General features: G+C 66.0%; 7 protein-coding genes and 2 tRNA genes. All 9 read right to left on the bottom strand.

Features of this window, described 5'->3' with window-relative positions:
- Positions 1-95 precede the first annotated feature (95 nt).
- Positions 96-185: transfer RNA gene (locus tag ACYQ7X_RS12670), tRNA-Ser, on the bottom strand.
- Between the two features lie 66 nt (positions 186-251).
- Entirely contained in the window at positions 252-980 is a 729-nt protein-coding gene (locus tag ACYQ7X_RS12665) for a response regulator transcription factor (RefSeq protein ID WP_459697394.1), read from the bottom strand.
- Between the two features lie 319 nt (positions 981-1299).
- Positions 1300-1374, bottom strand: a tRNA-Val gene (locus tag ACYQ7X_RS12660).
- Positions 1375-1577: 203 nt separating this feature from the next.
- Positions 1578-3230: a ribonuclease J gene (locus ACYQ7X_RS12655; RefSeq protein ID WP_459697393.1), complete on the bottom strand. Its 1653-nt coding sequence runs from the start codon at positions 3228-3230 to the stop codon at positions 1578-1580.
- A 17-nt stretch (positions 3231-3247) separates the two neighbouring features.
- A complete protein-coding gene (locus ACYQ7X_RS12650; RefSeq protein WP_459697392.1) occupies positions 3248-4057 on the bottom strand; it encodes a type III pantothenate kinase in 810 nt (269 codons plus the stop codon).
- On the bottom strand, positions 4045-4860 hold the full coding sequence (locus ACYQ7X_RS12645; RefSeq protein WP_459697391.1) for a biotin--[acetyl-CoA-carboxylase] ligase: 816 nt from the start codon (positions 4858-4860) through the stop codon (positions 4045-4047). Before ACYQ7X_RS12645 ends, ACYQ7X_RS12650 begins: the two co-directional genes overlap by 13 nt.
- The gene (gene nuoN, locus ACYQ7X_RS12640) at positions 4857-6281 is read right to left on the bottom strand and encodes an NADH-quinone oxidoreductase subunit NuoN (RefSeq protein ID WP_459697389.1); all 1425 of its coding nucleotides are present in this window, start codon (positions 6279-6281) and stop codon (positions 4857-4859) included. The genes ACYQ7X_RS12645 and nuoN overlap by 4 nt, the downstream gene beginning before the upstream one ends.
- Positions 6281-7834 (bottom strand): NADH-quinone oxidoreductase subunit M, encoded by a 1554-nt coding sequence (locus tag ACYQ7X_RS12635; RefSeq protein WP_459697388.1) that lies wholly within the window; start codon positions 7832-7834, stop codon positions 6281-6283. Before ACYQ7X_RS12635 ends, nuoN begins: the two co-directional genes overlap by 1 nt.
- Before the next feature lie 5 nt (positions 7835-7839).
- Positions 7840-9759 carry an NADH-quinone oxidoreductase subunit L gene (gene nuoL / locus ACYQ7X_RS12630; protein ID WP_459697387.1) on the bottom strand — a complete coding sequence of 640 codons (1920 nt, stop codon included), beginning with the start codon at positions 9757-9759 and terminating at the stop codon, positions 7840-7842.
- Positions 9760-9761: the final 2 nt, after the last annotated feature.

Raw genomic sequence — 9761 nt, 5'->3', positions numbered from 1 at the left:
TGCAACCCATCGACAACCCGTTCGGCACGAGGTTGTCACCCATCTCTTAGGAACAAGGTGTTACCTATCTGTCCAGACTGGACACAGTTCCGAACTGGCGGATGGGGTGGGATTCGAACCCACGATACGCTTACACGTATGGCGGTTTTCAAGACCGCTGCCTTAAACCGCTCGGCCACCCATCCGCACGCCCCTTCTCCATAAAGCGCCTTGCCATCCGGCGCCAGAGCGCCGGCGCAGATACCGCGTGATCAGGCCGGCACCGTTTGCAGCCCCGGTGCCACCCGCGGCACCGGCTGGCTGCTCGCCACCGCGTCCCGCACAATGTAGCCCCGGCCCCAGACCGTGGTGATCACGTCCTCCGCCCCCGCCTGGGTCAACTTGCGGCGGAGCTTGCAGACGAAGACATCGATGATCTTGATGTCCGGCTCGTCGGTGCCGCTATAAAGGTGGTTGAGGAAGGATTCCTTCGTCACGATACTGCCGCTGCGCAGGAACAGCAGTTCCAGGATGCGATATTCCTTCTCCGTCAGATGCACCGGCTGCCCATCCACCGTCACGACGTTCGAATCCATGTCGAGCTGGATGGCGCCCACGGTGATGCGCGAGTGGCTGAGCCCCTTGGAGCGGCGCACCAGGGCCTGGATGCGGGCGCCGAGCTCGGCCTCGTCGAAGGGCCGGGCCAGGAAATCATCCGCGCCAAGCGAGAAGGCCTTCACCTTGGCCTGGGGGCGGGTGAGGCTGGAGAGCACCAGGATCGGGATATTGATCGAGGCCCAGCGCAGCTTGCGGATCACCTCGTAGCCGTCAGTGTCCGGCAGCATCACATCCATGATCATGGCGTCGTAATCGTAGCGCTTGGCGAGTTGAAACGCTTCCTCGCCAGTCTCGACATGTTCGAGTACCGCCCCGCTCGCCTTCAGTGCCCGTTGGATCACCGCGACGGCCTGGGCATCATTGTCGACAAGAAGAACGCGCATCGGACTACACCTCCAGGTTGTAGGCTCAGGGTGCTACCGTAGCGTGTAGAAGTCAATAACAAACACAACCTTTGGTGGTATTTTTCGATGGCCGTTAAGCTAATTGTAAGCTTTCTCGCCAGTCATCAGTTAATTCGAATGGAAAATCAAAAGCTTTCCGGTTTGGCCGCAGAATCTCGTTAACCCGCCAACCGATTCCGAAACGAACCCAATCGCACCCTGCCATCAACCGCACCGCTACGCCAGAGCGCAGCAGATCACAGCCGCAGGTTGCGGGCGATCACACCAAATTTTTCATGAAAGGGAGAAAGGGGAACCGTGGTGGGCGCAACAGGGATTGAACCTGTGACCCCCACCGTGTCAAGGTGGTGCTCTCCCGCTGAGCTATGCGCCCACGGTTCCGATGGCCGCTTACCTAACGGCACTTGCCGGGCGCCGCAAGGGGGCTCTTGCCCGAAAGACCCGCCGCCGCCGGAATACCGCCCTGCGCTGCGCGCCTTGCGGTGATTTGAGCCCGCCCCCAGCTGCGGCAGGCACGGCCAGGGGACGGCGGAAAGGCGCCCGCCCCCTGCTCTGCTCAGCCTCGGCGCTGCTGCGTCAGCTGCCGATCCGCATCAGATGGACATCGACCAGCGGCCGCTTCTGCACCCGCCGCCCGACGACGCGCCGCAGCGCCGCGCGCGCCGATTCGAGCAGCGAGAAATCGTCCCGCCGAATCGGCGCCGGCAATTCACCGATCGCGGCACTGAATTCCGCCACCATGCGGCTGGTCTCGGCATCCTCGGCTTCGAACAGGCCGGGCGCCGAAAGCTGCGGCTGGCCGAGCACGCGGCCGCCTTGGTCGACCGCAAGGCTTGCCACCACCACGCCGTTGAAGAGCATGCGCCGCCGCGCGCCCATCACGCCGCCGGTCATCGGCACCAGGCGATTGCCATCCACCGCCAGTCGCCCAACGGGCGCGCTATCCACGATCTGCGGCGTGCCAGGGGCGAGGCGCAGGATATCGCCATCCTCCAGCATCAGCGGCTTCGCCCCCGCCTCGCGGGCAAGGCCCGCATGGGCCGTGAGGTGCCGCCACTCGCCATGCACCGGCACGGCATGAATCGGCCGCACCATGCCGTAGATCCGCCGCAACTCGTCCCGCGCCGGATGGCCCGAGACATGGACCAGATGGTCCTCCTCGGTCATCAGCCGCACCCCACGCCGGGCAAGATTGTCCTGCACGAGGTTGATCGCCCGCTCATTGCCGGGGATCACGCGGCTCGAGAAGATCACGGTATCGCCTTCGCCGAGCGCGATGCGGGGATGCGTATCGGAAGCGACGCGCGACATCGCGCTCCGCGCCTCGCCCTGGCTGCCGGAGAGGATCAGCAGCAGGTTGTCGTCCGGCACGTCGGCCGCCGCATCTTCCGACAGGAAGGGCGGCAGATCGGCGAGATAGCCGCATTCCCGCGCCGCCGCCTCGATATTGCGCAAGGAACGGCCCGCGATCGCCACCTGGCGGCCGGCCGCCTTGGCGGCAAGCCCGATGCTCTCGAGCCGCGCGACGTTGCTCGCGAAGCAGGTCACCGCCACGCGGCCGCTGAGATGGCGGATCAGCTCGGGCAGCGCCCGCCGCACCTCGGCCTCCGAGCCGGAATGGCCTTCGACGGTGGCATTGGTCGAGTCGCAGATCATCGCGAGCACGCCCTGATCGCCGAAGCGGCGAAGGGCCGCCTCGTCCGTCAGCCCGCCCACCACCGGGTCCGGGTCGAGCTTCCAATCCCCGCTATGCAGCACGAGGCCAAAGGGCGTGCGGATGGCGAGCGCCTGGGCTTCCGGGATCGAATGCGTCATGGCGACGAACTCGATCTCGAAGGCGCCAAGCGTCAGCCGCGCGCCGGGCAGCACGACATGGAGCGGCACTTCCGCGAGCAAGCCGGCTTCCGCAAGCTTCCGCCGCAGCACGGCGGCGGCGAAGGGCGTCGCATAGACCGGGCAGCGTAGCTGCCGCCAGAGCCAGGCGACGGCGCCGATATGGTCCTCATGCGCATGGGTGATGATGAGGGCGAGGAGCTTGTCCCGCCGCTCCGCGATGAAGCCCGGATCGGGCACCATCACATCCACCTCGGGGCTTTCCGGCCCCCCGAAACCCAGGCCGCAATCCACCGCCAGCCACTGCCCGCGGCAGCGGTAGAGGTTGAAATTCATGCCGATCTCGCCGGTCCCCCCAAGCGGAAGGAAGGCCAGATCGTCGTCATCTTCAAACATCAGGAATCAGTCCTTGATCAATCTCCTGTGGGCTGGCGCTTCCAGTCTTGGGCGAGGCTGGGAGCCGGGTTGCGCAGCGCCAACAAACGCATCCCCTCCAGCGTGAGATCGGGATCGATCGCTTCGAAAATCGTCGTGCCTTCGGCGAAGAGCGGGGCGAGCCCGCCCGTCGCGATCACTTTCAGGCTCTGGGCGAACTCGCCGCGGATGCGCTGGACGAGCCCTTCGACCATGCCGACATAACCCCAAAAGATGCCGGACCGCATGGCCGGCACGGTAGAACGGCCGATCACCACCTGCGGCCGCCCGATCGCGATGCGCGGCAGCCGCGCGGCCGCCCGATGCAGCGCCTCGATCGAGAGATTGACGCCGGGCGAGATGATGCCGCCGATGAAATTACCGTCAGAGTCCACCACATCGAAATTGGTGGCGGTTCCGAAATCCACAACGACCAGCGGGCCACCATAACGCTGATGGGAGGCCAGCGTATTGAGCAGGCGGTCCGCCCCCACCTCGGCCGGGCTGTCGGTCAGGATCTGAAACCCCCAGTCGAGTTCGGCGGAGGCGATGAGCGGCTCGACCATGAACCATTCGCGGCAGAGGCGGCGGAGGTGATAAAGCGCGGCCGGCACCACGATGCCGATGACCGCGCGGGTGATGGCGGCAGGCTCGATCCCGCTATGGCGCAGCAGCGTCGTCAGCCAGACGGCATATTCGTCGGAGGTGCGCTGCGCATCGGTCGAGATGCGCCAGGTGCCGCGCCAGGTCTCGCCATCATGCACCGCCATGACGATATTGGTGTTGCCGGCGTCGATCACGAGTAGCATGGCGCCTGACCTCCCTGCCCTAACAAAACCTCGCCTGTGGAGAGGGCAACCATCTCACCGCCGGGCGCTTGTAGCAGGAGAGCGCCCCCGGCAGAGAGCCCGCCAAAGAGCCCCTCCCGCTCGCCCTGCGCATCCCTGATGCGAAGGGGCGTGCCGAGCGGATGGCCAGCGGCGAGCCAGGCGGCGCGCAGCGGGGCGAAGCCCTCCGCCGCCAGCACCTGGCGCCAATGGTCGATCCGGGAGAGCAGCCGGGCGGCAACCGCCGGCGGCCCCGGTGGCCTGCCGCCCGCTGCTGCCAGCATCGCGGTCGCGCGCCCCGGCACGGCGGGGGCTGCGGCCAGATTGGCGCCGAAGCCGATCACCAGCCAATCGAGCCTGCCCGGCGGCTCACCCGTGAAGGCGGCATCGACGAGAATCCCGCCGAGCTTGGCACCCTCCCCGAGCACGTCGTTCGGCCATTTGAGGGAGAGCGCCGCGGGCTCGGCGGCGAAAGCGCGTAAAGCCTCGATGAAGGCGATGCCGGCGAGGAGCGCCCATCGCCCGGCACCGGACGCCTCCGCCTCCACCGCGTTTCGTGGCCGGAGCAGCACCGAGAAATAGAGATTGCCCGGCGCCCCGGTCCAGCCGCGCCCACGGCTGCCGCGCGCCGCCGTCTGCCCTTCGGCGAGAATGGCCAGACCATCCGCCTCGCCCATCCGCGCCCGCGCGATACAAGCATCGGAGGTCGAGGCGATGATCCCCTCCTCCAGCAGCCTGTATCCAGCCGGCAGGTGAAGCGGAGGGGTGCCCTCCTCGCCCCTCAACCCAAGAGAGCCGAGGCGGCGGCCTGCGCCGCGGCCGTCATCGGCCCCAGCACCAGGATGAAGAAGACGGTGATGATGCCGGCCGCCGCCACGCCGAAGGAAAGCGAGGGGGCCCGGCGATCGAAAGCGAGCGCCGCACTATCGAAATACATGATCTTGACGATACGCAGGTAGTAGAAGGCGCCGATCACGCTGGTGATCACGCCGATCACCGCGAGCGTCCAGAGGCCGCTGCCGGTCGCGGCGAGGAAGACGTAGAGCTTGCCGAAGAAGCCCGAGAAGGGCGGCACGCCCGCCATGCTCAGCATGAAGACGGTCATGGCAAGCGCGAGCGCGCCGTCATGCTGGCCGAGGCCGGCAAGGTCCGAGATCTTTTCCACCGGCCGGCCATCCTTGCGCATGGCGAGGATGACGCCGAAGGCGCCGAGCGTCATGAACACATAGGTCGCGAGATAGATGAGCGTGGCACTCGCCCCCCCGGCGGTGCCGGCGGCCAGACCCATGAGGGCGTAGCCGACATGCCCGATCGCCGAATAGGCCATCAGCCGCTTGAGATTGGTCTGCACCAGCGGCGCCAGCGCGCCGAGGATAAGCGAGGCGATGGCGATGATCTCGATGAGCAGCCGCCAATCCTGCATGAGATGGCCGAAGGGCCCGCCCATCACGCGGATGAGCAGCGCGAGCGCCGCCACCTTCGGTGCCGAGCCGAGCAGCGCCGTCACCGAGGTCGGCGCGCCCTCATAGACATCCGGGGACCACATGTGGAAGGGCACGGCGGCGATCTTGAAGACGAGGCCGACGAGCACGAAGACCATGCCGATGACGAGCCCGGTGGAGGGCGCCCCGCTGCCGAGTGCAAGTTCGATATGGACGAAATCGGTCGTCCCCGAAAAGCCGTAGGTCAGCGACAGGCCATAGAGCAGCAGGCCGGAAGCGAGCGAGCCGAGCACGAAATATTTGAGCCCGGCTTCCGCCGAGCGCAGCTGATCGCGCGCGAAAGCGGCGAGGACGTAGAGCGCGAGGGATTGCATCTCGAGCCCGAGATAGAGCGTCATGAGGTTGGTGGCACCCACCATGATCATCATGCCGATCGTGGCGAAGAGGATCAGCACGGGGAATTCGAAGCGCGCCATCCCCTCTTCACGCATGTTGAAATCGAGCGAGAGGACGATGGCAAGGCCCGCCGCGGCGAGAATGAGGATCTGGCAGAAGCGGCTGAAGGCATCCGCGATGAAGAGCCCCTCATAGCCATGGCCCACCGGGGAGATGACCACGAACCCCACGGTCAGCAGCAGCGCGCCCAGCGAGAGCATGCTGGCGAGCTGGAAGGCAGCCGTGGCGCGGGTAAAGGCCCCGGCGAGCAGGATCGCCATGGCGAAGACCGAGAGGGCGATCTCCGGAAATGCGATAAGCCAGTTCATCAGTTGGCCCCCCCGGCCATAACGGTGCCCGTGCCTGCGGCCGAGGCGAGGTGCGCGGCGGGTGGCGATGCCATGGCCAGCCCATGGGCATGGGCCATGGCGGTCGCCGTCGCGTCGAAGAAGGTCGAGAAGCTGGAGGGGTAAATCCCCATCCAGAGCGTGAGGATCACGAGCGGCACCAGCATGGCGATCTCCCGCCCGCCGAGATCGGGCATCTTCGCCATCTCCGGCCGCTCGACCGCGCCGAACACCACCTGGCGATACATCACAAGGGTATAGATGGCGCTGAGGATGAGCGTGCTGCCGGTGAGCAGCGCCACCCAGAAATTGACCTTGAGCGCCGCCACGATGACGAGGATTTCGCCGATGAAGGCCGCCGTGCCGGGCAGGCCCACCGTGCCCATCACGAAGATCATGAAGAGCAGCGCGTAGAAGGGCATGCTGCGCGCGAGGCCGCCGAACCCATCCATGCTCTGGCTTCGCGTGCGATCCATCAGCACGCCGACGCAGATGAAGAGGGCGGCGGTGATGACGCCGTGGGAAAGCATGCGGAAGAGCGAGCCCTCGATCCCCTGCACCGAGAAGGTGAAGATGCCGACGACGGCAATCGCCATATGGCCGATCGAGGAATAGGCGCAGAACTTCAGGAGGTCGCGCTGCACCAGGGCCGCGATCGAGGTGTAGATGATGGCGACGACGGCGAGCGCGAACATCAGCGGCGCAAGCTCCGCACTCGCCTGCGGCAGCAGCGGCACCGAGAAGCGCAGGAAGCCGTAGCCGCCCATATTGGCGAGCACGCCCGCGAGCAGCACCGATCCCGCGATCGGCGCCTCGCGATGCGCGTCGATCAGCCAGGTATGCACCGGCCAGATCGGGATCTTCACGGCGAAGGCGGCGAGGAAGGCGAGGAAGAGCCAGAACTGCAAGGAAGCCGGCAGCGGCATGCGCATCATTGCCGGGATGCTCGTCGTCCCGTCATGGAACCAGATGGCGAGCAGGCCGAGCAGCATCAGCATCGAGCCCGCGAACATGAAGAGGAAGAACTTGATCGCCGCCGGGCGCCGCCGCTCCCCGCCCCAAACGCCGATCATCACGAACATCGGGATGAGCACGGCCTCGAAGAAGACGAAGAACAGCACGAAGTCGAGCGCGCAGAAGAGGCCGATCATGGTGGTTTCGAGCGCCAGGAAGGCGATCATGTATTCCCGCGCGCGACCTTGCGTTTTCCAGGCCGAGAGGATCGCGATCGGGGTCAGCGCCGTCGAGATCAGCACGAACATCACGCTGATGCCGTCCACCCCCATGCGATAGTCCACCCCGTATTGCGGCAGCCAGGGCAGATATTCGACGAACTGGAAGCCGGGGACCGACTTGTCGAAGCCGAACCACAGGATGAGGCTGAGGACGAAGACGATGAGGCTCGTCCACAGCGCCGTCCACCGGGCGGCGTTCGCCGCGGCCTCGTCCTCGCCGCGCTGGAAGAGCAGCACCACCACGCCCGCCAGCGGCAGGAAGGTGAGCAGCGAAAGGATCGGGAAACCGGCCTGGTTCATCGGGCTCACCGGAAGATCAGAAAGACGGAGATCAGGACGACGAGCCCGATCAGCATGACGAAGGCATATTGCGCGAGCGACCCGGTCTGAAACCGCGTGAGCCCCCCGGCCGAGCCGCGGGCGATGAGCGCGCCGCCGCGGGGGATGCCGTCGATGATCTCCTCATCGCCGACATGCCAGATGATGCGGGCGAGCGCCCGGTAGGGGCGGACGAAGACCGCATCATAAGCCTCGTCCACATAGTATTTATTGAGCAGCAGCCGGTAGAGGCCGGCGAAGCGCGCCGCCATCTCGGCCGGCAGGCCGGGCCGCGCGATATACATCACATAGGCGGTCAGGATGCCGAGCAGGGCGCAAAGCGTCGGCAGGATATCGATGACGAAGGGAAGATGATCGAGCGCGGCCAGGATATTGGGCAGGCTGCTGATCGAGCCGTTCCAGAAGGCCTGCTGGTCGGCGCCGATGAAATCATGGGCGAAAACCCCGCCGACGAAGATCGCGCCGAGCGCCAGCAGGAACAGCGGCCCGCGCATGTTCCAGGGGCTTTCACGCACATGCGCCATCACATGCGCCTCGCCCCGCGCCTCACCATGGAAGGTCATGAAGATGAGCCGCCAGGAATAGAAGGCGGTGAGGAAGGCCGCCAGCACCGTCAGGATCCACGGGAAATAGGCGCCGCCGGCGAAGGCCGCGGCGATGATCGCGTCCTTCGAGAAGAAGCCGGAAAGCGGCGGAATGCCGGCCAGCGCCAGGCAGCCGATCCACATCATCGTATAGGTATAGGGGATGCGCCGGGCGAGCCCGCCCATGCGGCGCATATCCTGCTCGCCCGACATCGCATGGATCACCGATCCCGCGGTCAGGAACAGCAGTGCCTTGAAGCAGGCATGGGTGATGAGGTGGAAGATCGAGGTCTGATACGCGCCGACCGAGATGCCCACGAACATGTAGCCGAGCTGCGAGCAGGTGGAATAGGCGATGACGCGCTTGATGTCGTTCTGGGCGCAGCCGATCGTCGCCGCCAGGAAGGCGGTCAATCCGCCGATCACGCCGATGAAGGTGAGCGCGACCGGCGCCTCGTTCAGCAGCGGCGACATCCGCACCATGAGGAAGACGCCCGCCGTCACCATGGTCGCTGCATGGATGAGGGCGGAAACCGGCGTCGGCCCCTCCATCGCATCCGCGAGCCAGGGATGCAGGCCAAGCTGCGCGGATTTCCCCATCGCGCCGATGAAGAGCAGGATGCCGATGACATCCAGCGCATCGAGATTGGCGCCGAAGAGGTGATAGCTCGCATGGGCATGGGCAGAGACGGCGGCGAAAATATCCGCGAAGCGCACCGAGCCGAAGAGGAAGAAGGTGAGCGCGATCGCCAGCGCAAAGCCGAGATCGCCGACGCGGTTCATCACGAAGGCCTTCACCGCCGCGTCATTGGCCGACTTCTTTTCATACCAGAAGCCGATGAGCAGATAGGAGACGAGGCCGACGCCCTCCCAGCCGAAGAAAAGCTGCACGAGGTCGTTCGCCGTCACCAGCATCAGCATCGCGAAGGTGAAGAGCGAGAGGTAGGAGAAGAAGCGCGGGACCGAGCGGTCCCCCGCCATATAGCCCACCGAATAGATGTGGATGAGGGTGGAAACCACCGTCACCATCAGCACCATGACGGCGGCGAGGCTATCGAAGCGGAGCGCCCAATCCACCTGGAAGCCGCCGACATGAATCCAGGCGGCGATCGGCACCACCGTCGGCGGCACGGCATGGGTCAGCTGGGCGACGCCTGCGATCACGCCGCAGATGGCGGCGGCCAGCATGCAGGCGATGCTCACGGCCTCGGCCCCCCGATCCTTCAGCCAGGGGCCGAAGAGGCCAGCGGCGAGCGATCCGAGAAGCGGGGCGAAAACGGCAATGGCGAAAGCGGCGTTCACGT

It is taken from the genome of Acidisoma sp. C75 (genome assembly GCF_054665095.1).
Note: the sequence above shows the minus strand (reverse complement) of the source record. Positions and strands in the feature narration are given on the sequence as shown.

Excerpts from the sequence above, each read along its gene's own strand:
- ACYQ7X_RS12650 (WP_459697392.1), bottom strand. The coding sequence starts at position 4,057 with ATGCTACTCGTGATCGACGCCGGCAACACCAATATCGTCATGGCGGTG.
- nuoN (WP_459697389.1), bottom strand. The coding sequence starts at position 6,281 with ATGAACTGGCTTATCGCATTTCCGGAGATCGCCCTCTCGGTCTTCGCC.
- ACYQ7X_RS12665 (WP_459697394.1), bottom strand. The coding sequence starts at position 980 with ATGCGCGTTCTTCTTGTCGACAATGATGCCCAGGCCGTCGCGGTGATC.
- ACYQ7X_RS12655 (WP_459697393.1), bottom strand. The coding sequence starts at position 3,230 with ATGTTTGAAGATGACGACGATCTGGCCTTCCTTCCGCTTGGGGGGACC.
- ACYQ7X_RS12635 (WP_459697388.1), bottom strand. The coding sequence starts at position 7,834 with ATGAACCAGGCCGGTTTCCCGATCCTTTCGCTGCTCACCTTCCTGCCG.